This is a genomic window from Maritimibacter sp. UBA3975, assembly GCF_002384975.1.
In the GTDB taxonomy this organism is placed as follows: domain Bacteria; phylum Pseudomonadota; class Alphaproteobacteria; order Rhodobacterales; family Rhodobacteraceae; genus Maritimibacter.
This window is the reverse complement of record NZ_DGCP01000011.1, coordinates 318558-344720: the sequence shown is the minus strand read 5'-3', so window position 1 is coordinate 344720 and position 26163 is coordinate 318558. Positions and strand designations below refer to the sequence as shown.

The window sequence follows — 26163 nt, the reverse complement described above, 5'->3', positions numbered from 1 at the left end:
TGCCGGGGTTTTCCCCGCGCGTATGCCTGATAGAACGGAAGTCATGCCCGACCCAAGCGACCTTCCCGTCACATTAGGCGACATTCGCGCCGCTGCCCGCACCATCGCGGGTCTGGCGGACGCAACGCCGATGGTGCCGTCGCCCTTCATGTCCGACCGCATCGGCCACCCGTTCTGGATGAAGCTGGAGATCGGCCAGCCCACCGGCGCCTTCAAGCTGCGCGGGGCCACCAACGCGATCCGCGCACTGGGCGACGTGCCCGGCGTGGTCTGCTGCTCCACCGGCAATCATGGCCGCGCGGTGGCCTATGCGGCGGGCGAGGTCGGCCTGCGCGCCGTGATCTGCATGTCCGAACTCGTGCCCGCCGCCAAGGTCGAACGCATCCGCGCGATGGGGGCCGAGGTGGTGATCGAAGGCCGCTCGCAGGACGAGGCGCAGCTTGCCGCGAACCGTCTGGTCCGCGACGAGGGACTGATCGACATTCCCCCCTTCGACCACCCCGACGTCATCGCGGGGCAGGGGACCATCGGGCTGGAAATGCTCGACGCCCGGCCCGAGATCGACACAGTCATCATCCCGCTCTCCGGCGGGGGCCTCGCGGCCGGTGTCGCCGTGGCCGCGAAAGCGATCAAACCCGGCATCCGCCTCATCGGCGTGACGATGGAGAACGGCGCGGCGATGGACGCCTCGCTCAAAGCGGGCAAGCCCGTGGACGTCACCGAAGTCGCCTCCCTCGCCGACTCGCTCGGTGGCGGCATCGGCCTGACGAACCGCTACACCTTCCCGATCTGCCGCGACCTGCTCGACGAGGTGGTGCTCGTCACCGAGGGCGAAATCCTCACCGGAATGCAGACGCTCTACTACGAGGACGCGCTGGTGGCCGAGGGCGCCTGCGCCGTGGCCCATGCCGCGCTCCTCGCAGGCAAGATCACCGTCACCGGCCCCACCGCCACGATCATCACCGGGCGCAATCTCGACATGCAGACCTTCACCCGGCTCATGGCGGGTGAGGACGTGGCGCTGGGCGACACGACACTGAAAGGACAGACCTATGGCGCATGACATCCGCATCGTGACCGAGGCCGAACTGCGCGGCGCGCTGTCGCTCGACCTCTCGACGGTCGAGGTGATCGAACAGGCCTTCGCCAAGCTCGCCGAGGGCGGTGTCGTCATGCCCCCGATCCTGTCGATGGACCTGCACGAGGCCAACGGCGATGTCGACGTGAAGACCGCCTATATTCCCGGCTTCGACGGCTTCGCGATCAAGGTCTCGCCTGGCTTCTTCGACAACCCCAAGCTTGGCCTGCCCAGCCTCAACGGGTTGATGATCCTGTTTTCCGCCAAGACCGGGCTGGTCGAGGCGGTGTTTCTCGACAACGGCTATCTCACCGACCTGCGCACCGCCGCCGCCGGGGCCGTGGCCGCCAAACACCTCGCGCCCGAAACGGTCGAGGTCGCGGGCGTCATCGGCACCGGCGTTCAGGCGCGGCTTCAGATGCAGGCGGCACACCTCGTCCGCCCCTTCACCCGCGTCCTCGTCCACGGGCGCAATCCCGACCATGCCAAGGCCTGCGCCGAAGACCTCAAAGCGTCTCTGGGCGTCGAGGTCGAAGTCTGCGCGGCAGACGAGCTCGCCGCCCGCTCCCAACTCGTCGTCACCACGACGCCTGCGCGTGAGCCGGTGTTCACCGCAGACATGCTCCACCCCGGCCTGCACGTCACCGCAATGGGCTCCGACCAGACCGGCAAGAACGAGATCGACCCACAGGCACTTGCACAAGCCGACCTCTATGTTTGCGACCGGGTGAGCCAGTGCGAAGTCTCCGGCGAACTCGAAGCCGCGCGTGCCGCTGGCACCATGAATGGCACGCCCCCGGAACTGGGCGACATCATCACGGGCAAAGCCACGGGCCGCACCAGCGCGGATCAGGTCACGATCTGCGACCTCACCGGCACTGGGGCGCAGGACACGGCCATCGCCAGCCACGTCATCAAGCTGTTGGGAAATACGGGAACCGTGATAAACGCCTGACATGGTTGCCCTCGACCCCACAGACCTCGCCATTCTCAAGGTGCTCGCCCGCGACGGGCGCATCACCAAGGCCGCGCTTGCCGACGCGGTCGGGCTGTCGCCCACGCCCTGCTGGAACCGGCTCAAGCGGCTTGAGAAACTGGGCGTGATCGACGGCTACGGCGCCCGCTTCGACCTGCGCAAACTCGGCCCCTCGGTCACGGTGTTCGTCGCGGTCGAAATCGCCGACCACACCGCCGCGAGCTTTCGCATCTTCGAGGATGCGCTCTCGCGATACGACGAGATCACGGCCTGCTGGGCGCTCGGCGGCGGCTATGATTACCTGATGCAGGTCGTCACCCGCGACATCGACGCCTACCAACGCCTGATGGACGTGATGCTCGACGCCCGCATCGGTCTGTCGCGCTACTTCACCTACATCGTGACCAAGCCGGTGAAAGGCGCTGGCCCCCCGCTCGGCCTGATCGCGGGAGAGGAATAGTCTCCCCCAACCGGCCCGGCGCAGACGAATCCTCTCCCCGACAGACCAAATTCGGCCTCGACGCCTGCGCGAATCCACCATGTTCCTCCCATCGAACAGGAGGCATGAGATGCTCGACACAGCGATCCCGACCCATGTGGACATCACCGACAAACGGCTTCTGCGCAGCTTTTCCTATGTGAACGGCAAATGGTGCGCGGCGTCGGACGGCGGCTCTTTCAACGTCACCGACCCGGCCAGCGGCGCTTTCCTCGGCGAAGTCGCCAAGCTGACGGCCGACGATTCGCGCAGCGCGGTCGACGCGGCGCAGGCGGCCTTTGACGACTGGTCCTTCAAACTCCCGCAGGAACGCGCGGCCATCCTGCGTCGCTGGTTCGACCTGATGCTGGAACACCGCGAAGACCTCGCCAAGATCATGGTGCTGGAGCAGGGCAAGCCGATCTCGGAAGCGCGGGGTGAAATCGACTACGCCGCGTCGTTCGTCGAGTTCTACGCCGAAGAGTCCAAGCGCCCGAACATCGAAGGCGTGACCTCGCACCTGCACGACGCTGAAGTCGAGCTCTGGCTCGAACCCGTGGGTGTCGTCGCCCTCATCACCCCGTGGAACTTCCCCGCCGCGATGCTGACGCGCAAGGCCGCCGCAGCCCTCGCCGCCGGTTGCACCATCGTCGCGCACCCGTCGCATGAAACGCCCTATTCCGCCCTCGCGCTGGCCGAACTGGCCGAACGCGCGGGCGTGCCGGCCGGCGTGTTCAACGTCGTCACCGGCAACGCGCCCACCGTCGTCGAGCCGTGGACACAGGATCACCGCGTGCGCACGCTGTCCTTCACCGGCTCCACCGAGGTCGGGCGGCTCCTCTACCGCCAGTCCGCCGACACGGTGAAACGGCTGGTCATGGAACTGGGCGGCCACGCCCCCGTCATCATCTTCAAGAACTGCGATCTGGACGAGGCCGTGGCCGAGACGATGAAGGCCAAATGGGCCACCTCGGGGCAGGATTGCCTTGGCGCCAACCGCATCTATGTCGAACGCGCCGTCTATGACGAGTTTTGCCAGATGTTCACCGAGGCGACCGAGGCGCTGACCATCGGGCGCGGCATGGACGACCCCGACATCGGCCCGCTCATGAACGAGAAAGCCGTCGCCAAGCAGGAGGAACACGTCGCCGACGCGCTCGCCAACGGCGCGACCGTCATGTGTGGCGGCAAGCGCACCGAGCATGGCGATCTGTTCTATGCGCCCACCGTGCTCAAGGACGTGACCGACGAGTGCCTCATCATGCGTGAGGAAACCTTCGGCCCCGTCGCCGCGATCACCCCCTTCGACAGCGAGGACGAGGTGGTGCGCCGTGCCAACGACACGGAATACGGGCTGGTGGCCTATGTCCATTCGATGGACCCGCGCCGCATCTACCGCCTGACCCGCGCGCTGCAATACGGCATGGTCGCCGTGAACCGCACCAAGGTCACGGGCGCGCCGATCCCCTTCGGCGGGACCAAGCAATCCGGTCTGGGCCGCGAAGGTGCGCGCCGGGGCATGGAAGAGTTCATGGAAATCAAATACGTCTGCCGCGACTGGGCCTGAGATACCCGCGCAGTCCGGCCCCGGTATTCCGGCCCGGCTGCGCGACAAGAACAAGAAAGGTTAAGAAAAAATGCTCAAGAACGATCAACTCGACCGCTGGGACCGGGAGAATTTCTTCCACCCCTCGACCCACCTCGCCCAGTTCGCCCGCGGCGAAGCGCCGTCGCGCGTCATCAAGTCCGGCAAGGACTGTCACATCACCGACCGTGACGGCAACGAACTGCTCGACGCCTTCGCGGGGCTCTACTGCGTGAACGTCGGCTACGGGCGTCAGGAAATTGCCGAAGCCATCGCCGAGCAGGCGAAAGAGCTGGCCTATTACCACGCCTATGTCGGCCACGGGACCGAGGCGTCGATCACGCTCGCCAAGATGGTGCTCGACCGCGCGCCCGACCATATGTCCAAGGTCTATTTCGGCCTGTCCGGGTCGGACGCGAACGAAACCAACATCAAGCTGGTCTGGTACTACAACAACATCCTGAACCGCCCCGAGAAGAAGAAGATCATCTCGCGCTGGCGTGGCTATCACGGCTCCGGCCTCATGTCCGGCTCGCTCACCGGCCTGCACCTTTTCCACAAGAAGTTCGACCTGCCGCTGGAGCAGGTCATCCACACCGAGGCGCCGTATTACTACCGCCGCCCGAACCTCGACATGACCGAGGAGGATTTCGTCGGTCACTGTGTCTACGAGCTCGAACAACTGATCGAACGCGAAGGCGCCGACACCATCGCGGCCTTCATCGGTGAACCTGCGCTGGGCACCGGCGGCCTCGTCCCGCCGCCCGCCGGGTATTGGGAGGCGATCCAGAAGGTGCTCGACAAGCACGACATCCTGCTCATCGCGGATGAGGTCGTGACCGGCTTCGGGCGTCTGGGGTCCATGTTCGGGTCCGAGCACTACGGCATGAAGCCCGACCTCATCACCATCGCCAAGGGCCTCACCTCGGCCTATGCGCCGCTGTCCGGCTCCATCGTGTCCGACAAGATGTGGAAGGTGCTGGAGCAGGGCACGGACGAGAACGGCCCCATCGGCCACGGCTGGACCTATTCGGCCCACCCGATCGGCGCGGCGGCGGGCATCGCCAACCTCGAACTGATCGACAAGCTGAACCTGATCGAGAACGCGGGCACCGTGGGCGCGCATTTCAAGGCCGCGCTCAAGGCCGAGGTGGGCGACTACGCCCATGTCGGTGAAGTGCGCGGCGAGGGGCTGCTCTGCGCGGTCGAATTCGTGAAAGACCCCGAAACGCGGGAGTTCTTCGACCCGTCCGAAGGCGTCGGCGCCAAACTGGCGGGTGCGCTGCTGGCCGAAGGCGTCATCGCGCGCGCCATGCCGCAGGGCGACATCCTCGGTTTCGCGCCGCCCTTCTGCCTGACGGAAGCGCAAGCGGACGAAATCGCGACCAAGCTGGGACGCGCCGTCAAATCCGTCCTCGGCTGAGGACACGCGCGGGGCCGATCTTGAATTTCGGCCCCGCCACCCCATATTTGGGTCAGTAAACCAGACCTAAAACCCTTCAAAACAGCAGTTTACCTTGAAGCTTTCCGACCAAGGTGCTTGAAGGGGCCGGTATGACCCATCAAGGGGGCGGATATGCTCGATTTTCGCACCATGCGGCAGGAACTGGCCGAGACCTACGACCTCGCGCCGAACCCTGACCTGGCCGAGGAAATGAATGACACCTACGCGAAAATGAGTCGCGTGGTGACACCGCCCGACTGGGCGACGGCAGCCCCGTATGTGGCCGCGATCAACCGCCTCAAGAAAGAAAAAAACGCGGTCATCCTGGCGCATAACTACATGACGCCCGACATCTATCACGGTGTGGCCGATTTCATGGGCGACTCCCTCCAGCTCGCGATCAAGGCGACCGAGGTCGAGGCCGACATCATCGTCCAGGGCGGCGTGCATTTCATGGCCGAGACGTCCAAGATCCTGAACCCGTCCAAGACGGTGCTGATCCCCGATATGGAAGCGGGCTGTTCGCTCGCCAATTCCATCGGTGCGGCGGGCATCGCGGCCATGCGCGAGAAATATCCGGGCGCGCCGGTCGTGACCTATGTGAACACGACCGCCGAGGAAAAGGCCGCCTCCGACATCTGCTGCACCTCGTCCAACGCCGCCGCCATCGTGCGCGCGATGGAGAGCGACACGGTCATCATGACGCCCGACCAGTACCTCGCCCAGAACGTCGCGCGTCAGGTGCCGGAAAAGAACATCGTCTGGTGGAACGGCTCCTGCGTCGTGCACGAAAGCTTCACAGCGCAGGACCTCAGGGATTACCGCAAGTGGAACCCCGAGACGACGATCATCACCCACCCGGAATGCCCGACGGACGTGGTGGATGAGAGCGATTTCTCAGGCTCCACCAGCGGCATCATCAACTACGTCCGCGAACACAAGCCGGCACAGGCCCTGCTTGTGACCGAGTGCTCGATGGCGTCGAACATTTCCGACGAACTGCCCGAGGTCGATTTCGTCGGCCCGTGCAACATGTGCCCCTTCATGAAGAAGATCACGCTTGAGAAAATACTGTGGTCGCTTCACGCCGGGGGTGAGGAAGTGCATGTGGACGAGGCCGTGGCCGACAAGGCGCGCGTCGCGGTGCAACGCATGATCGACCTGTCCCGCGACCTGGGCATCTGATAGGGGCGACCCCCATGAAAACCGACCGCATCGTCATCGTGGGCGCAGGCATGGGCGCGCTCTATGCGGCTCTGGCCCTCGCGCCCCGTCCCGTCCTCATGATCTCACCCGAAAGTCTGGGCGAAGGCGCGTCCTCGGCCTGGGCGCAGGGCGGCGTCGCCGCGGCGATGGCCGAGACCGACAGCCCCGAGGCGCACGCGCTCGATACGGTAACAGCGGGTGCCGGGACCGTGGACAGCGACGTCGCCGCGATGGTGACCCGGCACGCGGCCGAACACATCATCGACCTGACCGATTTCGGCACGCCCTTCGACCGGGATGCAGGCGGCAAATACGTCATGAGCCGCGAAGCCGCCCACTCCGCCCCGCGCGTTGTGCGGGTGAAGGGGGATCAGGCCGGGCGCCAGATCATGGAAACCCTGATCGGCCGGCTGCGCGCCCTGCCGTCTGTACAGGTGATCGAGGGCGCGCTTGCGACCGGCCTCGCCACCGAAGGCGACCGGGTCACGGGCGTCTGGGTGCGCCGGGCCGACCCCGCGTCCGGTAAGCTGCTGATCGAAACGCCCGCCGTCCTTCTGGCCGGTGGCGGCTCCGGCGGGCTTTACGCCCACACCACGAACCCGCCGCGCATCCGGGGGCAGGTCATCGGCTTCGCCGCCCGCGCTGGTGCGGTGATCGCGGACCCCGAATTCGTCCAGTTCCACCCCACCGCCATCGACATGGGCGAAGACCCGATGCCGCTCGCGACCGAAGCGTTACGGGGCGAGGGTGCGATCCTCATCAACAAGCACGGTGAACGGTTCATGACGGCGGTCCACAAGGACGCCGAACTGGCCCCGCGCGATATCGTCGCCCGCGAAATCTTCGCCCAGACACAGGCGGGCAACCGCCCGATGCTCGACACGCGCGAGGCGCTGGGGGCCGAGGTTCTGACCCGTTTCCCGGCAGTGGCCGAGGCCTGCGCGCGCGCCGGTGTCGATCCGGTCGAAAACCCGATCCCCGTCGCCGTGGCCGCGCATTACCACATGGGCGGGATCGACACCGACGAACATGGCCGGGCCTCGCTCGACCGGCTCTGGGTCTGTGGCGAGGCATCCTCGACCGGGCTGCACGGGGCGAACCGGCTCGCCTCCAACGGGTTGCTCGAGGCGCTCGTCTACGCCCGCAAGGCGGCGGAAGACATGGATGCCACCCTGGGGGCGGTGCCCGAAGCGCCGGAGTTGGACTTCGACTGGCCCGAGGGCGGCGAGAACGTCGATGAAGACACCGTCATGGAATTGCGCGAAACGATGACCGCCCATGTCGGCGTGCGCCGCAATACCGAAGGGCTCAAGCACGCGCTCGCGACCATCGCGCGCATCGAGGCCGAGGCAGACACCGAAACCATGCGCAACATGACCGCGACCGCGACGCTCATCGCCGCTGCGGCGCTCACCCGCGAGGAAAGCCGGGGCGGGCACTTCCGCGACGACTTCCCCGAACCGGTGCCCGCGCTCGCGCACCGCACGCGCATCACGCTGGAGGCCGCGACGGGCATCCGCGACGCTGCCAAGGATCTCACATGACCTACGCGACCCTGCCCGACATCGTGCTCGAACCGATCATCCGCAACGCGCTGATGGAAGACCTCGGTACCTATGGCGACGTGACCACCCGCGCCGTGATCCCCCCGGAAACGACCTATGACGCGGCGATCAACGCGCGTGAACCGGGGATCGTGTCGGGGATGCAGGTCGCTCGCATCGCCTTCGCGATGGTCGACCCGGCGCTCGAGATCGAGACGCTGGTGGAGGACGGCAGCCGCATCGCCCCCGGCGACACGCTCATGCGTATCCGGGGCCGCGCCGCCTCGATCCTGTCGGGCGAACGCGTGGCGCTGAACTTCGCCGGTCGCCTGTCAGGGATCGCCACCAAGACGGCGGGCTTCGTCGAAAAGACCGAAGGTACACAGACCCGGATCACCTGCACGCGCAAGACCACGCCGGGCCTGCGCGTGGTGGAAAAGCTCGCCGTTCTGCACGGGGGCGGGTTCAACCATCGCTATTCGCTCTCCGACGCGATCCTCATCAAGGACAACCACATCGCCGCCGCAGGCGGTGTGCGCGCGGTTCTGGAGGCGTCCAGGGCCGTCGCCAGCCACATGATGAAGGTCGAGATCGAGGTGGATACCCTCGACCAGCTTGCCGAGGTGCTGGAGGTCGGCGGGGCCGATGTCGTCCTGCTCGACAACATGGACACGCCGACGCTCTCGAAAGCGGTGGACATGACCGCGGGCCGGCTGGTGCTTGAAGCATCGGGCAACATGACGCTGGACCGCATCGCCGAAGTGGCCGCGACGGGGGTGAACTACATCTCGTCCGGCGCGCTGACCCATTCGGCGCAGACGCTGGACCTCGGGCTGGACTTCTGAAGCACCGGCGCTTCGCGGGTATTCATCAGACACGAAAAGGGACCGGGAAACCCCCCGTATCCCGTTGCTTTTTCATGAAAACCGCGCCGATTCCGGCAACCAACCGCCCCGCGTCGTCAGCTTTCCTCGATCGACCAGCCGCCGTCGATGATCAGCGTCTGTCCCGTCGTCCACGCCCCGGCGCGGGAGGCAAAGAACAGCGCGGCCCCCGCGATATCGTCCGGTTCGCCCAGCCGTTTCAGCGCATAGGATGCCGACACCCGTTTTTCCCGCTCCGGATCTTCGTAAAGCGCCCGCGCGAAGTCCGTCTTGACCACCGCCGGGGCGATCCCGTTCACGCGGATATTGTCCGGGCCATAGGCGCTCGCCAGATTGCGCACGATCTGCGTGTCCGCCGCCTTTGTCACCGCGTAGATGCCCAGCATCTTCGATCCCTTGAAGGCCGCGATGGACGACACGATCACGATGGACCCGCCGCCCTTCGCCTGCATCCCCGGCACGACGCGCTTGGCGAGCTGCATGTTCGCACGGATATTGACCTTGATCGTCTTGTCGAACGCATCGTCCGGCGTGTCGAGGAACGGCCCCATATAGGGGTTCACCGCCGCGTTGCACACGAGGATGTCGACGCTCCCCAACTGCGCCTCGGTCTCGGACACAAGACGTTCCAGATCCTCATCGCGCGAGATGTTGGCGGGGATCGGCACCGCCTTCCCCCCGCCGAGCGCGTTGATCTCCGCCGCGACCGCCTCGCACACGTCGCCCTTGCGCGACGAGATCACGACATTCGCCCCGGCCTCGGCCAGCGCAAAGGCGATGGCCTTGCCGATCCCCTTTGTGGACCCGGTGACGAGTGCGGTCTGGCCGCTCAGATCGAACAGCGAATGCATCAGCCGACCTTCACGATCTGTTTGCCGAAGTTGCCGCCCTTCAGCATCGACATGAAGGCGTCGGGCGCGTTCTCAAGCCCGTCCGCCACGTCCTCGGTGAACTTGATCGTGCCGTTGGCGACCAGCGGTGCGACCTCGCCGAGGAAATCGTTCAGCCGGTGCCAGCCGTCGGTGATGATGAAGCCCTCGACCTTGAGCCGGTTCACCAAAATGGTGCGCCACGCGCGCGGGAGCTGGTCCTTGCCCGGCCCGTCGCCCAAGCCAAGCCCGCCCAGATCGTACCACGCGATCATGCCGCAGACCGGGATGCGCCCGAAGGTGTTCATGTTCGGCAGAACGCCCTCGAGCACCTTGCCGCCCACGTTCTCGAAATAGATGTCCACGCCATCCGGGCAGGCCCCGGCGATGGCATTGCGCATCTCTTTTCCGTCCGCATAGGCGCGGTGGTCGAGGCATTCGTCGAACCCGAAATGCTCGACCGCGTGCTTGCACTTCTCGGGTCCGCCCGCGATGCCCACGGCGCGCAGGCCAAGGTGCTTGGCATATTGCCCGACCATCGAGCCGACGGGGCCGGTGGCGGCCGCGACCACGACCGTCTCACCCTTCTTCGGTTTGCCGATGTCGGTCAGCCCGTGCCAGCCCGTGAAACCGGGCATCCCGAGCACGCCAAGCGCGGCGGTGGGAGGAACGCCCCCCGGCACCTTGGTCAGCGCCTTGGCGTTCATCACGGCATGGTCGCACCAGCCGGTCATGCCGAAAACCACGTCGCCCTCGGCAAAGCCTTCGGCGTTGGACACGATAACCTCACCCACCGTGCCGCCTTCCATGACCGCATCGACCTCGACCGGCGCGGCATAGCTCTTGGCGTCGTCCATCCGGCCCCGCATGTAGGGGTCGAGAGACAGGGCGGTAACGCGCACCACGACTTCACCCTCTTTCGGGTCCGGCACCTCGTAATCCTCAAGGCGGAAATTCTCCGGCGTCACTTCGCCTTCAGGCCGCTTGGCCAGAACGATCCGTTTTGCAGCTGTCGACATTTGTGCTTTCCTTCCTCCCGAGTCGCGCTGATACTCATGCTTGAAACTGAGTTTCGCAAGGCAAAACGCCGCGTAATCCAAGACACCGGACGAGTGTCGGACGCGGCAGCAAAGGGAGGAGATCATGCAAGGCATGATGATGAATCGACCGCTGTCGATCATTTCAATTCTGGACTACGCGGCAGAGGCGCACCCGGACTCCGGGATCGTCAGCGTGCGCACCGAGGGCGACACGCACCGCACCACATATCGAGACACCTACAAGCGGGTCGGCAAGCTCGCACATGCGCTCGAAAAGCTGGGCGTGAAGCCCGGAGACCGGGTCGCGACCCTCGCCTGGAACGGCTACCGGCATTTTGAGCTCTACTACGCCATCTCGGGCATGGGCGCGGTCTGCCACACGATCAACCCGCGCCTGTCGGCCGAGCAGATGATCTACATCGTCGGCCACGCCGAGGATAAGGTGATCTTCGTCGACACGACGTTCCTGCCGATCCTCGAGGCGCTGCGCGACCATCTGCCCGCCGACCTCAGGATCGTGGTGATGACGGATCGCGACCACCTCCCGGACACCAAGCTCGACGTGCTGGTTTACGAGGATCTGCTCGACGGTGAGCCGGAGACCTACGACTGGCCGGACCTTGATGAGAATACCGCCGCCGGCCTGTGCTATACCTCGGGCACCACGGGCAACCCCAAGGGCGCGCTCTATTCCCACCGCTCGACCGTGCTCCATGCGCTGATGGTCGCGGCCGTGATGGGCGGGGCTCTGGGGCAGGGGGTCAATGTCCTCCCGGTCGTCCCGCTCTTCCACGTCAACGCCTGGGGTCTGCCCTATGCGGGTCCGATCCTCGGCATCAACCTCGTCATGCCGGGCCCCGCGCTCGACGGGCCGAGCGTCTACAAGCTGATGGACAGCGAAAACGTCTACTCGGCCTGGGGCGTCCCGACCGTCTGGATGGGTCTGCTCGGCGAGATCGAGAAGCAGGGCAAGCCGCCCAAGGGCTTCGGTGACGTGGTGATCGGCGGCTCCGCCGCACCGCGCACGATGATCGAAGCCTTCGAGAAGATGGGCATCAACGTGAACCACGCCTGGGGCATGACCGAGATGTCGCCCATCGGCACCCACGGTGTCAGCCCGCCGGCGGTCGATGACCTGCCGTTCGACAAGAAGATCGATGTGAAGGCCAAGCAGGGCCGCCGGGTCTTCGGCGTCGACCTCAAGATCGTCGACGACGACGGGAACCGGCAACCGCATGACGGCAAGGCCATCGGCGAGCTTTTCGTGCGCGGCAACGCCATCGTCTCGGGCTACTACAAGAACGAGGAGGCGAGCGCCAAGGCCATCGACGCCGAGGGCTGGTTCGGCACCGGCGACGTGGCGAGCATCGACCCGGACGGTTACCTCACCATCCAGGACCGCTCCAAGGACCTCATCAAGTCGGGCGGCGAATGGATTTCCTCCATCGACCTCGAAAGCGCCGCACTCGCCCATCCGGGCATCGCCAACTGCGCAGCCATCGGCGTGGCGCATCCGAAGTGGGACGAACGCCCCGTTCTGGTCGCCGTCGCGGCGGGGGAGGACAAGCCCTCACTCGACGAGATCCGCGAGACGATGGCGGAGCATTTCGCAAAGTGGCAGCTCCCCGATGACGTGATCTGGGTCGACGACCTGCCCCTCACCGCGACCGGCAAGGTGTCCAAGCTGAACCTGCGTCAGCAGTTGTCGGACTACAAACACCCCGAAGTGGCCTGAGGGTCGGGGGATGCCCTCGCAGGGAACTGCGGGGGCAGTTTCGGTGTCGCGGATGGCCGGTGTGCCGGACATTCCGGCCCTTCGCTTCGCGCGCCCTCGACAGCGTCGTATCGGCGCTGGCGATCAACTCTGGAACTGCTTGCGTGCCAGTTCTGCCCAACTGCGTGTTCTCGGATTTTTCCCATCTTTGCGGCGAAAACCGCCGGAAGCGCAGATCAGAAGCCGAGGCTATCGAACGCACGCTCGATGGCGCGTTTCCGTTTGGTCGGATACCAAGGGCTGTTGTGGAACAGCGCCGCCATGTAGTCGAGGCGCGAATAGTCGGGCCAGCCCTGACGAATCCGCGCAAGACATTCCAAGGCAGCATGGCGGTCGCCACAGAGCTCGTTGACCCAAGCCGCCACCGCCAGGGCGAAGGCGTGGACGTTGGGGTGATCGGCAATGCGCCGGGCATGGTGCAGCGCCCGATCCGTTTCGCCTTCGAAGCACCGAAGGTGCGCCAGGATGCAGTGGAACGCGAAGGCCATGGGGTCGAGCGGGCTGAGCCGGATCGCGGTCTCGCAACACCGAATGGCCTCGGTTTCCCTTCCGGTGAGATACAGCGTGTAACCCAGCGAATAGTGCCCGATTGGAAAGCTCGGATTGAGCGAGACCGCACGCTCCAGATTCTCGGCCGCCGCCTCCAGATCGCCCGAGAGCCAACGGGCCCGACCGAGGGACCAGTGTCCGAGCGGCTCCCGAGAGTCGAGGTCGATGCTCTCCATTGCCAGATCCCGAGCTTTCCGCAGACCCGTCCTGCGATCCCGCGCGAGACCGAAAAACAGCTCCTGCCAGGCATGCCAGGACCGCGCCGCGGCGATCCGGGCGCAAGAAGGATCGGCGCGCGCTGCCGCCCGCAACGTTTCGTCTACCGAGGCGAGGGTCGTCCGATCCTGCCGTTGCAAAAGGTTCATGCCGCGGTGCAACCCGATCCAGGGCGCCACGCCGCGGACGGGCGCAATCATCGCCTGTTTCTGTTCGCGAAGCTGGATCTCTCGTTCGACGGACGAGACGACCAGACTGCACACCTCTTCCATCAATTCGGCGACGGATCCGCTGCGCCGCGCTATCCGGTCGGCCCACAGAATCCGCCCCTTCGGCGCGTGGACCAGGGCGATCTGGAGGGTCAGCAGGTCGCCGGCCTGCTGCAGGTCTCCGTCGAGGAGATAGGCGACATCGAGCGTCTTCGCGGCCGTCTGTCGACTGCTTTCGCGGCAGAGGGCTTCTGCACTGGCGCTTCCCGCCACGGTCAGCCAACGCGTGCGGGCGAGACCCACGGCGATGTCCCGGGCCAAGGCTCGCGCGATCGGTTCGGTTTCGGCTGCCCGGGCAGCGAGCGGCAAGACGCCCACCGTCGCGCCACCCGGTCGGCACTCTGCGTCGGGCGCTGGGGTGCTGACCGTCGCGCGCGCACGGATGCCGCGTTCCGCCGGAAGAGCAAGAGCACTGATAAGTCGGTATCCGGTGCCCGAGACCGTTTCGATCCATTCAGGCGTGCGCGCGGAGTCGCCGAACGCCCGGCGGATCTCGCGTATGCAGCCGGGCAGCACATCCGGCGATACACTGCGCCCGGACCAGACCCGGTCGATGAGGTCTTCCTTCGAAAACAGGTGCTGTGGGCGGCTTGCCAGGAGTGCCAGCAACTCGAATGTCTTTGGCCGCAAGCGAACCCGCACGCCGTCGATCAGGACGCGACGTTCCGCGAGGTCTATGCTTACCGTGCTCGCCATAGAGGGGACACTAGCAAGTTCTCAGAAAAATTTCATCTCCGCCGCGCCGCCGGCGACGCAACATGCCAGTGCAATCCCATGAAAAAGGAGGATGATCATGAAGACAGCATTTCTCGCAGCCGCCCTGGGTCTGACCGCCACGGTCTCGATCGGTCAGGATGCGCCGCGCTTCTTCTCGGAGACTTACCCGTCGCATTCGCTTGGACCGGCGATGCAATGGTACGGAAGCCTCGGAGGAGAAGACGCGGAGCTCGACGCCGCGACCCGGGAGCTCGTCATGCTCGGCGTGGCCGCCCAGGTTCCCTGCGACTATTGTGTCTACGCCCATACCAAGAACGCACGCGCCGCGGGCGCGACGGAGGCGCAGATCAGGGAGGCTGTCGCCGCGGCCGCTGCGGTCCGCATGTGGAGCACTGTGCTCAACGGGATGAACTACGACTACGCGGACTTCACCGCTGAAATCGACAGCATGCACGCCGGCTCCGGAAAGTGATCGGCCATCCGAGCCCCTGCGCGGCAGCCGTTGCCGGGGCTCGGGAGAGGCGGTCTTTTGAATGCGGCCCGTGACGTGATCGCCGATCTACGGTCCGTACTAGCCGTTCCGAGTCGACAACGGAAACCCACCCGGCCCGAACGCTGCAATGCCGGCTCCGGGCTCGAAGCTGCCGTTCTCTTCGCCGCGCAACAAAATCGGCTTTGGCCCCCACCCCCCCGGTTGACCCAGCCCACCCCCCTATGCCACCCACGCCCCTTTCACCAAGCCCCCGGCGTGCGCCGGGCCAAGCCGAAGGAAGGACACATGCCCCTGACCCTGCGCCGCAACCGCGAACGCGATCTGGCCCCCTTGGCCGAGATGCTGCCCGACGCGGATATCCCGCTCCTGAACCCCAATGCGAAAGTCCCGTTCGACGAGATGGAATGGCAGCGCAAATGGCTGGGCGAGGGTCAGGATGTCTCCTTCTACCTCCAGGATGACGCGGGCCGGGACGTGGGGTTCTTTGCGCTGCGCGAAGGGATCGGGCCGGAAGTGCGCCACCTCACTTACGTCTACCTCGCCGAAGAGGCGCGCGGCGGGGCGGCGGCGGAACTGACCGAACGGGTGGAGCAGGCGGCGGTGGACCTTGGCGCCCTGACCCTCACGCTCAAGGTCGAGGTCGACAACGCCCCGGCCCACAACGCCTATCTCTCGGCCGGGTATGAGGAGATGTCGCGCCGTCACGGCATGGCGACCATGCGGCTCGACCTCAAGCATCGGCACGCGGCCTGACCGGGGCCGCCCGCCGCCCCGTCAGCCCGCGTCGTCGGCGGTCTGCGCCAGCGCGTTGATCTCGGTGAAAAGCTGCGCGAGGCCCGTGTCGGGCGACATCTCCGCCTCCACCTGGCGTTGCGCCGTGGACCATGCGGCGGCACCGTCGGTCAGCCGCGCCACGCCCTCCTCCGTCAACGCCAGCACCGACTTGCGCTTGTCGCGGGGGTGCGGCGCGCTGGTGACGAGTCCCTCGCGCTCCAGCGGGCGGATGCCGCGCGACGCGGCGGACTGGTCCATCTCCATGCAATCCGCGATCTTCTGAACCGTCGGCGTCCTGAGCCCCTTCACCCAAGCCAGCATGGCGAGTTGCGAGATCGTCAGGCCCCGCTCCGCCAGTGCCGCATCGTAGAGCCGGACCATCCGGCGCGAGGCGCGGCGCACGGCGAGGCAATAGCAACTGCCGGTGAGCAATTCCGCCAGTTCCGGTGTCATGTCTTCCGACAGCTCTGCGCTCATGCCGCTACGTCTCCCTTGACTCGATGCATATGCATGTGATCCGATGCATATGCATTCAAATGGAGACTAGGCCATGTTCGACGAAGTGCCAAGACCCGAGATCAACGCCGGCCCGGCGGATATCGGCAAGCTCATCGCGATGTCCGGGCTGGACATCATGCGCGCCACGATGTCGGGCGACCTTCCCGCGCCGACCATCGCCGAGACGATGAACTTCTGGATTCATCGGGCGGACGAAGGCGAGGCGGAATTTCGCGGCGAACCCACGCCCGCCCACATGAACCCGCTGGGCACGGTTCACGGCGGCTGGGCGATGGCGCTTCTCGACAGCGTTCTGGGCTGCGCGGTCCACACGACCTGCGCCCCGGGCGAGGGGTTCGTGTCGATGGATACCTCGGTCAAGTTCGTGCGGCCCCTGATGCCCGGCGGCGGACAGGTGCGCGCCGTCGCCACGGTGCAGACGCGCGGGCGCCGGGTCGCGAATGTGGAGGGCAGGGTGGAGACCCGCGACGGCAAGGTGATCGCGCTGGGCACCTCCACCTGCTTCATCCAGCAGATCGGCGGTTAGGCCCACCTTCTCCTTCCCTTGGAGGGGGCCGACCACCGCGGGGCGGCGTTCGCGCCGCCCCTTTGAGTTGCAGCTTTCCGCGGACCGGTGCAGGGTCGCGCCATGAATTTCCTGCGTCCTTTCCTCGCCTGGATGGCGGTCGGCCTTGTCGGTCTCATCGCCCTCGGGGTGACAATCGACATTTCGGGGATACGCGCCATGCCGGAAGCGCCGGAGGTTCCGGACGCGGGCTTGCGGTTTCTTCTCATGTTTCAGCCCGCGATCCTCATGGGTCTGGGCGTCGCGCTCGGTGTCGGACTGTCCGGGCGCGTCGGTCTGCACTCGTGGCTCACCGCGCGGATGCGCGGCGAGGCGGCGGTGTTCCCGGCGGTCTGGCTGCCGATCTGTCTCGGGCTGGGCGGAGGCGTGTTGATCGCGCTTGCCGATTGGCTTTTCTTCTGGCTGCGCGGCGCGGACGGCGGCCTGACGATCCCCACCGTGCCGGGCGCCCTGGCCGCGCTGACCTATGGCGGGATCGTCGAAGAACTCATGCTGCGCTACGGCCTCTTGACCGCCCTCTTCTGGGCGGCCTGGAAGATTGGCCGACAGACGCTACGGCCCGTGGTCGCATGGGTCCTGATTGCCGTCGTCGCCGTGCTGTTCGGACTGGGCCATCTCCCGGCCATGATGACGCTCGGCCCGCTGGATGCCGCCCTGATCGCGCGCACAATCCTGCTCAACGCGGCCCTCGGCCTCGTTTACGGCTGGCTCTACTGGCGTCGCGGGCTGGAGGCCAGGATGGTCGCCCACATGGCGACGCACCCCGGTATGTGGCTGGTGTCGGCGGTGCTCTGACACCCGACGGATGCACGATCGTATGTACAGTGTGTGCACAGGATGTGTACGCCCGGTGCATGGCGTTCCAGGCGGTTGTGAGAGCCCGGCGCGCACGGGCGCCGGACCCCCGATCGGTCACACTTCGAGCCACTCGGCCCGCACGTCGTCACGCTCGGCAAACTCCGCCGGCGTGCCGCCATAGACGATCTCGCCATGGCCCATCACATAGACCCGATGGGCGATGCGCAGCGCGATGGAGAGCTTCTGTTCGACCAGCAGAATCGCCACGCCCGTCGCCGCGATTTCGGCGATCATGTCGCCGATCTGCTGCACGATCTTGGGGGCAAGCCCCTCGGTCGGCTCATCGATGATGATAAGCTCCGGGTCACCCATGAGCGTCCGGCACATCGTGAGCATCTGCTTCTCGCCACCCGACAGAACGCCCGCCTGATTGTCGGCCCGTTCGCGCAGGTTGGGGAACATGTCGAGCATCTGGTCGATGGAGTATTTCCCGGGCCGCCGCATGTCCTTGACGCCCAGAACAAGGTTCTGGCGCACCGTCATCGCCGGGAAAATATCCCGGCTTTCAGGCACATAGCCCAGCCCCATCAGGGCGATCTTGTGGCTTTCGAGCCCCGCTATGGGCTGGCCCTTGAACAGGATGTCACCCTTCGGTGCCACCTCGCCCATGATGGCCTTGGCCGTCGTCGAACGACCCACGCCGTTGCGGCCCAGAAGCGCCACGACCTCGCCCGGCATGATCTCCATGTTCACGCCGCGCAGGACGTGGGATTTGCCGTAATACGCGTGCAGGTCCCGGACCTGGAGCATTGCCTCGCTCATGCCACTTCCTCCGGCAGTTCTTCGTCACCCAGATACGCCTCGCGCACGGCCGGGTCGCCCCTGATTTCACTCGGCGGGGCCGAGGCGATGATCTCGCCATAGACCAGCACGCTGATCCGGTCGGCGAGGTCGAAGATCACGCCCATGTCGTGTTCCACGATCACCAGTGTTTTGCCTTCGCTCGCCCGGCGAATCAGGTTCACCGCCCGCTCGGTTTCCGAATGGCTCATCCCCGCCGTGGGTTCGTCCAGCAGGATCACATCCGCCCCGCCCGCGATGGTGATCGCGATCTCGAGCGCCCGTTGATCAGCATAAGGCAATAGCGCCGCCGGCACGTTGGCCTTGTCGGTCAGCGCGCAGTGCTCCAGCACCTCCCACGTCTTTTGCTGCACGGCCTTGTTCGATCCGATGTTGCGCCACCAGGCATAGCCCTGACCCATCGAGTGAAGCACGCCGCACCGCACGTTCTCTCGCACCGTCATGTTGGTGAAGATGTTGGACACCTGGAACGAGCGCGACAGGCCCTTCTTGTTGATCTCGTGCGCGGGCATCCCGGAGATCGCTTCCCCGTTCAGCTCCACCGTGCCGGATGTGGGCGTGTAGAGGCCCGAGATCAGGTTGAAGAGCGTGGACTTGCCCGCCCCGTTCGGCCCGATGATCGCGTGACGCTCCCCCGGCGCGATGTCGAGGGAGACTTCATTGATGATCTTGGCCGGGCCGAAGCTTTTGTTCAGGCCCTTGAGTGACAAGGCTGGGGTGCTCATTGGCCCTCCTCCTCTTTCGATGCGAACCGCGTGAGCCAGACGCCTGCCACGGCGGGCAGGATCACGAGGAGCCAGCTCAGGACATTACCGTGGCCCAGATGCAGGCCGAAGGGTTCGTAGACTTCGCCATAGCCGTTGGACCAGCGGACCGAGACTTCGACCAGCACGATCAGGCCCATGAGCATCAGCAGGATCCCCACGAGGCGCATGATCCAGCGGCCGAAGTAGCGCCCCGGGTTCTCGCCACGCACACCGTCGAGGAAGCCGAAGACAACCCCGGCGATGCCGCGCGGCGCGAACATCACGATGGCGATGAACAGCACGCCGAGATACAGCAGCCACGCTTCGGTGAAGTCCGACAGCATCGACTGCATGTAGGTGAGCAGGATCGCCCCGAAGATCGGCCCGACGAAGTAGGTGATGCCCCCCACATAAGCCATGATGAGCACGAAGCCCGAGGGCACGAGGCTCAGCGCGTCCGGCGTGAAGATCTCGTAGTTCACCGCCGCCATGCCGCCCGCGAGACCCGCGAAGCCGCCCGCGAAGATGAACACGAGGTAGCGCACGCGCTGCGGGTTGTAGCCGATGAACTGCACCCGCTGGGCGTTGTCGCGCGTCGCCTCGGACAGTTTGCCGAGCGGCGTGCGGGTGAAGGCCCACATGCCGATGACGCCCACGACGGTCCAGAAGGCGATGAACCAATAGACCTCGTCGATCGGTCCCATCGACAGGCCGAACAGCTCGATCCCGTTCATCCGGTCGCCCGAGATGCCCTGTTCGCCGCCGAAGAAGCTGTCGAACATGAAGGCCGCCGCGAAGATCAATTCCGCAACGCCGAGCGAGATCATGGCAAAGGTCGTGCCCGCCTTGCGGCAGGACGGCCAGCCGATGATCGCGCCGGCGAGGGCCCCGCCGGCAAAGCCGACGAGGGGGAGAAAGAACATGGGAATCGCGCCCCAGATGCCGACGCCATCCTCGATCCAGTTCATCGCGTGCATGGCGAGATAGCCGCCCAGCCCGAAGTAGACCGCGTGGCCGAAGGACAGAAGCCCGCCCTTGCCCAGGATCATGTTGTAAGACAGCGCGAACACGATGTTGATGCCCATCTGGTGAGCCAGCGTGTAGAAGGTGCGCGACGGGCCGGCCATCGGGATCGCGAACAGGATCGCCGCGAAGATCAGGATGGGCAGCGTGCGCTGGCGGAACTTGGCCCCCGTCGAAGGGGCGAGATCCGCGAAACCTCTCGTCGTATCGCTCATAGCTCTTTCTCCCCCATGAGGCCCTGCGGGCGGAAGATCAGGATCAGCACGAGCAGCAGGAACGGAAGCACCGGCGCAAGGCTGGAGACCGAGATGCGCCCGACTTCAGACAGGTCGGTCATCCCGAGGAAGCCGAAGATCTCGGCGAACTTGAGGTTGATGCCGACCGCGAAATTCTGGAGCAGCCCGATCAGGAGCGAGGCAAGGAAAGCCCCTTCGAGCGAGCCGATTCCGCCGACCACGACGACCACGAAGACGATCGGTCCCATCTGGACCGCCATCGCCGGGTCGGTGACGAAGATGTTGCCCGCCATGACCCCTGCGAGACCCGCAAGCGCACAGCCGATGCCGAAGACCATCATGAAGATGAAGGGCACGTTGTGGCCAAGGTGGCCGACCATGTGCGGATGGGTCAGAGCGGCCTGGATAATGAGGCCCGCGCGGGTGCGTTTGAGCAGGAACCACAGGCCCACGAGCATCGCCACCGCGATGAAGATCACGAAGATCCGGTAGGCCGGGAAGCTGGCGCCATAAAGCTCGAACGCCGCGAAATTGAGGAGGTCCGGAACGCGGTAATCCACCGCCGTCTTGCCGTAGACGATCTTCACGATCTCTTCGATCAGGTAGGCGAGGCCGAATGTGAACAACAGCTCGGCCACATGCCCGTTCGGGTGAACGCGACGCAGGCCGAAGCGTTCGACCACCGCCCCGATCAGGCCCACGAGCACGGGCGCGATGAACAGCGCGATCCAGAAGCTCGTCGAGCCGGTGATGGTGAAGGCGAAGTAGGCGCCCAGCATATAGAATGCGGCGTGGGCGAAGTTGAGAACACCCATCATCGAGAAGATGAGCGTGAGCCCGGAGGAGAGCATGAACAGGAGCAGACCATAGCTCACACCGTTCAGCAGTCCGAAGACGATCGTTTCCATGAGGACCTCGTTCCGATGGAAGAGGGGCGCCGCAGCCCAGCGGCGCGGCGCCCCGGTTCAGACCCGTGCGAAAGGGGCCGGATTACTCCGGACGTTCCATTTCACAGGTGGTCGGCTGCTCGGCGGCTTCCATCGAGATGGTGCCGGCGTCCACCAGCTTCCAGCCGAGGTCGATGTTGTCGACGCCGTATTTCACGTCATCCGACACCACCGAGATGTAGAGCGGCTGCTGGAGTTGGTGATCCTCGGCGCGCATGGTCGCGGTGCCGTAGGCATGTTCGATGGTCATGCCCTCGAGCGCCTTGGCCACCGGGATCGGGTCGGCAGTACCGGCCTCTTCCGCCGCCTTCTTGAACATGTCCATCACGTTCCAGATGCGGTGGTAGTAGTAGTCGTAGTCCGGGAACCGCTCCTTGTATTCCTCGATGAGCGCGTATTGCTCGTCGGAGGCTTCGAGGTTGGTCAGGCCTTCGCTCACCTGGTGGAGAAGGCCGACGCCTTTGTCACCGAGCGAGGAGACGGCGCCTTTCGACCCGCCATAGAAGGTCAGGTACGGCACGTCCGACCCGGTTTCCGCAGCGGCCTTCATCAGGAGCTGCATGTCCGCGCCCCAGTTGCCGGTGATGACCGCATCCGCGCCGGACGAGATGATCTTCTGGATGTAGGGGGTGAAGTCCTTGACCTTGCCGAGCGGGTGAAGCTCGTTGCCCACGATCTCGATGTCCGGGCGCTTTTCGGTCAACTGGCCTTCCGCGGCGGAGGCCACGGCCTGACCGAAGACGTAGTCCTGACCGATCAGGTAGACCGACTTGATGTCGTCACGCTCGGCGATCCAGTCGGTGATGGCGGCCATCTTCATGTCGGCATGGGCGTCGAAACGGAAATGCCAGAAGCTGCACAGCTCGTTGGTGAAGGCGGGCGTGACGGCGGCATAGTTGAAGAACACCACCTCGTCGCCCGGGTTGCGCGCATTGTGCTTGTTGACCGCTTCGATCAGCGCGGCGGCCACGGACGAGCCGTTGCCCTGCACGATGTAGCGGGCCCCGTCGTCGATCGCCTTCTGGAACTGCACGAGCGATTCTTTGGGGTTCACCTTGTTGTCGTAGCCCATGACCTCGATCATGTCGCCGTTGACGCCGCCGTTTTCGTTGATGTGCTCGGCCGCGAGCTGGTAGCTCGTGTACGCGGCTTCACCCGACGGGCCAAAGGGGCCCGAAAGCGGGTCGATGAAGGCGAATTTGATGGTGTCGGCGCTGGCCGCCGACATCGCGATTACGGACGTTGCCGCCGCCAGAATGGCGGTTTTCCTGAATGTCATAATATTCCTCCCTTGAGTAAAAGCCGGACTGTCTTCCCGGTCTTTCCCTGCGTGGCAGTCAAAAACGGGTGGCCCTTCATGTCAAGAATTTTGTGAAACTGAATTTTGCATTGCAAAACTAACGACCATTGTGTCCCTATGGCGAAAACGGGAGGAGAATCGCTCATGCCGGATATGGGACAGGACAGGCATGCCGATTTCCGGGCGGAAATCGCCGCGTGGATCGACGAGAACGCGCCAGCTTCGCTGCGGAATCGGTCGTTCAGTGAAGATGACATTTGCTGGGGTGGCAAGCGCTGGGTCTTCAGGTCCGAGGATCAGAAAACCTGGCTGGAGGCTTGTGCGGCCAAGGGCCTGACGGCCCCGACATGGCCCGAAGCATACGGTGGCGCAGGGTTCGACCGCGCGCAGGACAAGGCGTTCCGCGAAGAGCTCGACCGCCTGCAGGTCAAGAAGCCGCTCGACAGCTTCGGCCTGTGGATGCTCGGCCCGGCGCTCCTGGCGTTCGGGACGGAAGAACAGAAACGTCACTTCCTGCCGCAGATCACGCGGGGCGAGATTCGCTGGTGCCAGGGGTATTCGGAACCGGGTGCGGGGTCTGACCTCGCCAGCGTTCAGACCTGGGCCGAGGACAAGGGCGACCACTGGATCGTCAACGGATCGAAGATCTGGACCTCCTACGCAGATCAAGCCGACTGGATCTTCGCCCTCATACGCACGGACCGCGACGCGCCCAAGCACAAGGGCATCAGCTTCATGCTGATCGACATGGAAAGCGAGGGCGTCTCGACCAAGCCGATCCGGCTGATCTCGGGCAAATCGCCGTTCTGCGAGACGTTCTTCGACAACGTGCGGGTGCCGAAGTCCTATGGCGAGGGGCTCCCCGCCATCGTGGGCGAGGAGAACCGTGGCTGGGACGTGGCCAAGCACCTGCTTACCCATGAACGCGAAATGATCGGCGGCGGCGGCTCCGGCCTCACCGGCGGGCGCTCGGTGGCGAGCGTGTTGGCGGACGAGGGCACGACGGACCCCGTGATCCTGTCGCGCGCGATGAAGCTGGGCGTCGACGAACTGGCCATGAACCTGACGCTGGAACGCTACAAGGACATGGCCAAGCAGGGCGGGGTCGGCAACGCATCGGCCATGCTCAAGTATTATGGGACCGAGTTGAACAAGGCCCGCTTCGAGCTTCTGATGAGCGCGGGCGGCTCCGATGCTTTGGCATGGGACGGCGAGCACGGCACGCTCGCCCCCGAATGGCTGCGCACCAAGGCGAACTCGATCGAGGGCGGCACCTCCGAAGTGATGCTCGACATCCTCGCCAAGCGCGTCCTCGAACTTCCGGGCCAGTGAGGGATACATGGCGACTTTGATACTGACCGACGACGAAACGATGCTTCAGGACGCCGCGCGCGGTTTCCTCGACGGGGCTGCGCCCGTCGGCAACCTGCGGGCCAACCGCGAGGCCGGACGCGCCTATGACCCGGACCTCTGGGGCGAGATGGTCAGGATGGGCTGGGCCGGTGTGCTGGTGTCCGAGGAACAGGGCGGTTCCGACATGGGGTTCGCCGCGGCCAATATCCTGTCCGAGGAAATGGGTCGGTCGCTCGTCGCGTCGCCCTTCCTCTCCACCGCGGTCATCGCGGCCACGGCGCTGCGACGCGCGGGCCGGACGGCGGCGCTGTCAGCAATCGCGGCTGGTGAGGCGACCTATGCCCTCGCCATCGACGAGGGGCCGAAGTTCGCGCCCGACGCCACCAGCATGGAGGCCGCGACCTCCGGCAACGGCTTTCGCCTCACCGGTGCCAAGACCTTCGTCGGAGACGGGGCAAGCGCGTCACGCATCCTCGTGCTGGCGCGGGCCCAGGCCGGGTTGACCCTGTTCGACATCGAGGCCGGGCGCACTGGGGTCAGCCGTGACAAGCTCGACCTCGTCGACAGCCGCGACCATGCCGCGATCACCTTCGACGGTGTCGAGGCGACGGGCGAGGACGTGGTCGGCGACGTGGGCGGCGGCCTTGCCGCGCTGGCCCCTGCGCTGCGGGCCGGGCAGGCCGCGCTGGCCGCCGAGCTGACCGGGCTTTCCGCCGGGGCGTTCGAGATGACCGCTGGCTACCTCAAGGAGCGCAAGCAGTTCGGGCGTCACATCGGCAGCTTTCAGGCGCTCCAGCATCGCGCAGCGCATCTGTGGAGCGAGATCGAAGTCACGGCGTCGACCATCATCAACGCCGGCCGCGTGCTTGACGCCACCCCCGATGAAGCCGACCTTGCCGTTTCGCTCGCCAAGGCGCGGGCGACGGAAACCGCCAACCTCGCCGTGCGCGAGGGGGTGCAGATGCATGGGGGGATCGGCATGACCGACGAATTCGACATGGGCTTTTACATGAAACGGGCGCGGGTCGCCGCCGAATGGCTGGGCGATTACGGCTATCACGCGGCGGTCGTGGCAAAGGCGCGGGGGATGGCAGCATGAAGATGACCCCTGCAAACCTGTTCGACCTGTCCGGCAAGGTGGCGCTTGTGACCGGCGGATCGTCCGGCATCGGAACGATGGCGACCGAGGGGTTGATCGCCGCCGGCGCGCGCGTCCTGATCGCGAGCCGCAAGGGCGACGCCTGCAAAGCGGTGGCGCAAGAGCTGAACGCGATGGGTTACCCCGGCTCGGTCGAAGGGTTCGCGGGCGACGTCGCCTCGCAAGAGGGCGTCGATGCGCTGGTGGCCGAGGTCGGCACGCGCACCGATACGCTCCACATCCTGATGAACAACGCGGGCCGCACCTGGGGCGCGCCGCTGGGCGAGTTTCCCTGGACAGGCTGGGACAAGATCAATGCGCTGAACGTGACGGGCATGTTCCAGTTGACCCAGGCCCTCCTGCCCCTGCTGGAGGCGGGCGCGAGTGACGCAGACCCGGCCCGCGTGGTCAACACCGGCTCGGTCATGGGGACGGTGCCCAAGGGCGGCGGGGCCTATTCCTATGCCGTGTCCAAGGGCGCGGTGCACCACATGACCGCGATCCTTGCCAACGAACTGGCCGAACGCCGGATCACGGTGAACGCTATCGCGCCGGGGCCGTTCAAGTCCAAGATGACCGCCTTTGCGCTGGCGGATGAGGGTCAGGCCGGGCGCACCGCCGAGCGTGTGCCGCTGGGCCGTCTGGGCGAGCCGTCCGACATCGCGGCGGCGCTGCAATACCTGTGCGGTCCGGGCGGGGCCTATGTCACCGGGGCGATCCTGCCGCTGTCGGGGGGGACGAACGTCCATTCTCCCGGTTCGCTGTTCGCGGAGGAGTGAAG

General features: G+C 65.6%; 25 protein-coding genes. 16 read left to right on the top strand and 9 right to left on the bottom strand.

All coding sequences use genetic code 11. The features are described 5' to 3' along the window. Positions 1–43: 43 nt before the first annotated feature. From eutB to nadC, 8 genes are all read left to right on the top strand, one after another. Positions 44–1063 carry a hydroxyectoine utilization dehydratase EutB gene (eutB, locus tag B2585_RS12420; RefSeq protein WP_292023514.1) on the top strand — a complete coding sequence of 340 codons (1020 nt, stop codon included), beginning with the start codon at positions 44–46 and terminating at the stop codon, positions 1061–1063. Further along, positions 1053–2033, top strand: a complete 981-nt coding sequence (locus tag B2585_RS12415; RefSeq protein ID WP_292023512.1) for a cyclodeaminase — start codon at positions 1053–1055, stop codon at positions 2031–2033. Before eutB ends, B2585_RS12415 begins: the two co-directional genes overlap by 11 nt. Before the next feature lies 1 nt (position 2034). Continuing rightward, positions 2035–2514, top strand: a complete 480-nt coding sequence (locus B2585_RS12410) for an Lrp/AsnC family transcriptional regulator (RefSeq protein ID WP_292023510.1) — start codon at positions 2035–2037, stop codon at positions 2512–2514. 109 nt (positions 2515–2623) lie between these two features. Next, positions 2624–4099: an NAD-dependent succinate-semialdehyde dehydrogenase gene (locus tag B2585_RS12405; RefSeq protein WP_292023508.1), complete on the top strand. Its 1476-nt coding sequence runs from the start codon at positions 2624–2626 to the stop codon at positions 4097–4099. A 70-nt stretch (positions 4100–4169) separates the two neighbouring features. Then, entirely contained in the window at positions 4170–5540 is a 1371-nt protein-coding gene (locus tag B2585_RS12400) for an aspartate aminotransferase family protein (protein WP_292023506.1), read from the top strand. 153 nt (positions 5541–5693) lie between these two features. Then, complete coding sequence (gene nadA, locus B2585_RS12395) at positions 5694–6746, top strand: quinolinate synthase NadA (protein ID WP_292023505.1); 1053 nt, start codon at positions 5694–5696, stop codon at positions 6744–6746. Between the two features lie 14 nt (positions 6747–6760). Next, entirely contained in the window at positions 6761–8311 is a 1551-nt protein-coding gene (locus B2585_RS12390) for an L-aspartate oxidase (protein WP_292023503.1), read from the top strand. Beyond that, positions 8308–9156 carry a carboxylating nicotinate-nucleotide diphosphorylase gene (nadC, locus tag B2585_RS12385; protein WP_292023501.1) on the top strand — a complete coding sequence of 283 codons (849 nt, stop codon included), beginning with the start codon at positions 8308–8310 and terminating at the stop codon, positions 9154–9156. Before B2585_RS12390 ends, nadC begins: the two co-directional genes overlap by 4 nt. Positions 9157–9272: 116 nt before the next feature. On the opposite strand, the gene B2585_RS12380 is transcribed toward nadC, so the two are convergent. Both B2585_RS12380 and B2585_RS12375 read right to left on the bottom strand, forming a co-directional pair. After that, on the bottom strand, positions 9273–10046 hold the full coding sequence (locus tag B2585_RS12380; protein ID WP_292023499.1) for an SDR family NAD(P)-dependent oxidoreductase: 774 nt from the start codon (positions 10044–10046) through the stop codon (positions 9273–9275). Continuing rightward, entirely contained in the window at positions 10046–11083 is a 1038-nt protein-coding gene (locus tag B2585_RS12375) for an NADP-dependent oxidoreductase (RefSeq protein ID WP_292023497.1), read from the bottom strand. Before B2585_RS12375 ends, B2585_RS12380 begins: the two co-directional genes overlap by 1 nt. A gap of 124 nt (positions 11084–11207) precedes the next feature. On the opposite strand from B2585_RS12375, the gene B2585_RS12370 reads away from it, so the two are divergent. Beyond that, on the top strand, positions 11208–12839 hold the full coding sequence (locus tag B2585_RS12370; protein WP_292023495.1) for a long-chain fatty acid--CoA ligase: 1632 nt from the start codon (positions 11208–11210) through the stop codon (positions 12837–12839). Between the two features lie 215 nt (positions 12840–13054). Here the strand turns inward: B2585_RS12370 and B2585_RS12365 are convergent, their stop codons facing one another. Next, complete coding sequence (locus B2585_RS12365) at positions 13055–14608, bottom strand: winged helix-turn-helix domain-containing tetratricopeptide repeat protein (RefSeq protein WP_292023494.1); 1554 nt, start codon at positions 14606–14608, stop codon at positions 13055–13057. 97 nt (positions 14609–14705) lie between these two features. On the opposite strand from B2585_RS12365, the gene B2585_RS12360 reads away from it, so the two are divergent. Both B2585_RS12360 and B2585_RS12355 read left to right on the top strand, forming a co-directional pair. After that, positions 14706–15101, top strand: coding sequence for a carboxymuconolactone decarboxylase family protein (locus B2585_RS12360; RefSeq protein WP_292023492.1), 396 nt, complete (start codon positions 14706–14708; stop codon positions 15099–15101). Positions 15102–15407: 306 nt separating this feature from the next. Then, entirely contained in the window at positions 15408–15875 is a 468-nt protein-coding gene (locus B2585_RS12355; RefSeq protein WP_292023490.1) for a GNAT family N-acetyltransferase, read from the top strand. Between the two features lie 21 nt (positions 15876–15896). Here the strand turns inward: B2585_RS12355 and B2585_RS12350 are convergent, their stop codons facing one another. Then, positions 15897–16373, bottom strand: a complete 477-nt coding sequence (locus tag B2585_RS12350) for a MarR family winged helix-turn-helix transcriptional regulator (RefSeq protein ID WP_292023488.1) — start codon at positions 16371–16373, stop codon at positions 15897–15899. A gap of 73 nt (positions 16374–16446) precedes the next feature. Here B2585_RS12350 and B2585_RS12345 point away from each other — a divergent pair, with 73 nt between their 5' ends. Then, positions 16447–16941, top strand: coding sequence for a PaaI family thioesterase (locus tag B2585_RS12345; protein ID WP_292023486.1), 495 nt, complete (start codon positions 16447–16449; stop codon positions 16939–16941). 102 nt (positions 16942–17043) lie between these two features. Then, positions 17044–17775, top strand: coding sequence for a type II CAAX prenyl endopeptidase Rce1 family protein (locus tag B2585_RS12340; protein ID WP_292023484.1), 732 nt, complete (start codon positions 17044–17046; stop codon positions 17773–17775). Between the two features lie 117 nt (positions 17776–17892). On the opposite strand, the gene B2585_RS12335 is transcribed toward B2585_RS12340, so the two are convergent. The 5 genes from B2585_RS12335 to B2585_RS12315 all read right to left on the bottom strand — a co-directional run bounded on the left by B2585_RS12335 (position 17893) and on the right by B2585_RS12315 (position 22870). Next, positions 17893–18600, bottom strand: coding sequence for an ABC transporter ATP-binding protein (locus B2585_RS12335; RefSeq protein ID WP_292023482.1), 708 nt, complete (start codon positions 18598–18600; stop codon positions 17893–17895). Next, on the bottom strand, positions 18597–19364 hold the full coding sequence (locus B2585_RS12330) for an ABC transporter ATP-binding protein (protein ID WP_292023481.1): 768 nt from the start codon (positions 19362–19364) through the stop codon (positions 18597–18599). The genes B2585_RS12335 and B2585_RS12330 overlap by 4 nt, the downstream gene beginning before the upstream one ends. Further along, positions 19361–20623, bottom strand: coding sequence for a branched-chain amino acid ABC transporter permease (locus B2585_RS12325; protein ID WP_292023478.1), 1263 nt, complete (start codon positions 20621–20623; stop codon positions 19361–19363). The genes B2585_RS12330 and B2585_RS12325 overlap by 4 nt, the downstream gene beginning before the upstream one ends. Then, positions 20620–21552, bottom strand: coding sequence for a branched-chain amino acid ABC transporter permease (locus tag B2585_RS12320; protein WP_292023476.1), 933 nt, complete (start codon positions 21550–21552; stop codon positions 20620–20622). Before B2585_RS12320 ends, B2585_RS12325 begins: the two co-directional genes overlap by 4 nt. Before the next feature lie 82 nt (positions 21553–21634). Then, positions 21635–22870 (bottom strand): branched-chain amino acid ABC transporter substrate-binding protein, encoded by a 1236-nt coding sequence (locus B2585_RS12315; RefSeq protein ID WP_292023474.1) that lies wholly within the window; start codon positions 22868–22870, stop codon positions 21635–21637. Positions 22871–23035: 165 nt separating this feature from the next. Here B2585_RS12315 and B2585_RS12310 point away from each other — a divergent pair, with 165 nt between their 5' ends. From B2585_RS12310 to B2585_RS12300, 3 genes are read left to right on the top strand one after another with little or no spacing between them, the layout of a single operon-like run. Then, positions 23036–24223, top strand: a complete 1188-nt coding sequence (locus B2585_RS12310) for an acyl-CoA dehydrogenase family protein (protein WP_414674051.1) — start codon at positions 23036–23038, stop codon at positions 24221–24223. A 7-nt stretch (positions 24224–24230) separates the two neighbouring features. Further along, entirely contained in the window at positions 24231–25343 is a 1113-nt protein-coding gene (locus B2585_RS12305; protein WP_292023472.1) for an acyl-CoA dehydrogenase family protein, read from the top strand. Then, positions 25340–26161 (top strand): SDR family NAD(P)-dependent oxidoreductase, encoded by an 822-nt coding sequence (locus B2585_RS12300; RefSeq protein ID WP_292023470.1) that lies wholly within the window; start codon positions 25340–25342, stop codon positions 26159–26161. The genes B2585_RS12305 and B2585_RS12300 overlap by 4 nt, the downstream gene beginning before the upstream one ends. Positions 26162–26163: the final 2 nt, after the last annotated feature.

Bases quoted from the DNA above. Each gene is read 5' to 3' on its own strand.
- eutB (WP_292023514.1), top strand. From the start codon at position 44: ATGCCCGACCCAAGCGACCTTCCCGTCACATTAGGCGACATTCGCGCC.
- B2585_RS12415 (WP_292023512.1), top strand. From the start codon at position 1,053: ATGGCGCATGACATCCGCATCGTGACCGAGGCCGAACTGCGCGGCGCG.
- B2585_RS12410 (WP_292023510.1), top strand. From the start codon at position 2,035: ATGGTTGCCCTCGACCCCACAGACCTCGCCATTCTCAAGGTGCTCGCC.
- B2585_RS12405 (WP_292023508.1), top strand. From the start codon at position 2,624: ATGCTCGACACAGCGATCCCGACCCATGTGGACATCACCGACAAACGG.
- B2585_RS12400 (WP_292023506.1), top strand. From the start codon at position 4,170: ATGCTCAAGAACGATCAACTCGACCGCTGGGACCGGGAGAATTTCTTC.
- nadA (WP_292023505.1), top strand. From the start codon at position 5,694: ATGCTCGATTTTCGCACCATGCGGCAGGAACTGGCCGAGACCTACGAC.
- B2585_RS12390 (WP_292023503.1), top strand. From the start codon at position 6,761: ATGAAAACCGACCGCATCGTCATCGTGGGCGCAGGCATGGGCGCGCTC.
- nadC (WP_292023501.1), top strand. From the start codon at position 8,308: ATGACCTACGCGACCCTGCCCGACATCGTGCTCGAACCGATCATCCGC.
- B2585_RS12380 (WP_292023499.1), bottom strand. From the start codon at position 10,046: ATGCATTCGCTGTTCGATCTGAGCGGCCAGACCGCACTCGTCACCGGG.
- B2585_RS12375 (WP_292023497.1), bottom strand. From the start codon at position 11,083: ATGTCGACAGCTGCAAAACGGATCGTTCTGGCCAAGCGGCCTGAAGGC.
- B2585_RS12370 (WP_292023495.1), top strand. From the start codon at position 11,208: ATGCAAGGCATGATGATGAATCGACCGCTGTCGATCATTTCAATTCTG.
- B2585_RS12365 (WP_292023494.1), bottom strand. From the start codon at position 14,608: ATGGCGAGCACGGTAAGCATAGACCTCGCGGAACGTCGCGTCCTGATC.
- B2585_RS12360 (WP_292023492.1), top strand. From the start codon at position 14,706: ATGAAGACAGCATTTCTCGCAGCCGCCCTGGGTCTGACCGCCACGGTC.
- B2585_RS12355 (WP_292023490.1), top strand. From the start codon at position 15,408: ATGCCCCTGACCCTGCGCCGCAACCGCGAACGCGATCTGGCCCCCTTG.
- B2585_RS12350 (WP_292023488.1), bottom strand. From the start codon at position 16,373: ATGAGCGCAGAGCTGTCGGAAGACATGACACCGGAACTGGCGGAATTG.
- B2585_RS12345 (WP_292023486.1), top strand. From the start codon at position 16,447: ATGTTCGACGAAGTGCCAAGACCCGAGATCAACGCCGGCCCGGCGGAT.
- B2585_RS12340 (WP_292023484.1), top strand. From the start codon at position 17,044: ATGAATTTCCTGCGTCCTTTCCTCGCCTGGATGGCGGTCGGCCTTGTC.
- B2585_RS12335 (WP_292023482.1), bottom strand. From the start codon at position 18,600: ATGAGCGAGGCAATGCTCCAGGTCCGGGACCTGCACGCGTATTACGGC.
- B2585_RS12330 (WP_292023481.1), bottom strand. From the start codon at position 19,364: ATGAGCACCCCAGCCTTGTCACTCAAGGGCCTGAACAAAAGCTTCGGC.
- B2585_RS12325 (WP_292023478.1), bottom strand. From the start codon at position 20,623: ATGAGCGATACGACGAGAGGTTTCGCGGATCTCGCCCCTTCGACGGGG.
- B2585_RS12320 (WP_292023476.1), bottom strand. From the start codon at position 21,552: ATGGAAACGATCGTCTTCGGACTGCTGAACGGTGTGAGCTATGGTCTG.
- B2585_RS12315 (WP_292023474.1), bottom strand. From the start codon at position 22,870: ATGACATTCAGGAAAACCGCCATTCTGGCGGCGGCAACGTCCGTAATC.
- B2585_RS12310 (WP_414674051.1), top strand. From the start codon at position 23,036: ATGCCGGATATGGGACAGGACAGGCATGCCGATTTCCGGGCGGAAATC.
- B2585_RS12305 (WP_292023472.1), top strand. From the start codon at position 24,231: ATGGCGACTTTGATACTGACCGACGACGAAACGATGCTTCAGGACGCC.
- B2585_RS12300 (WP_292023470.1), top strand. From the start codon at position 25,340: ATGAAGATGACCCCTGCAAACCTGTTCGACCTGTCCGGCAAGGTGGCG.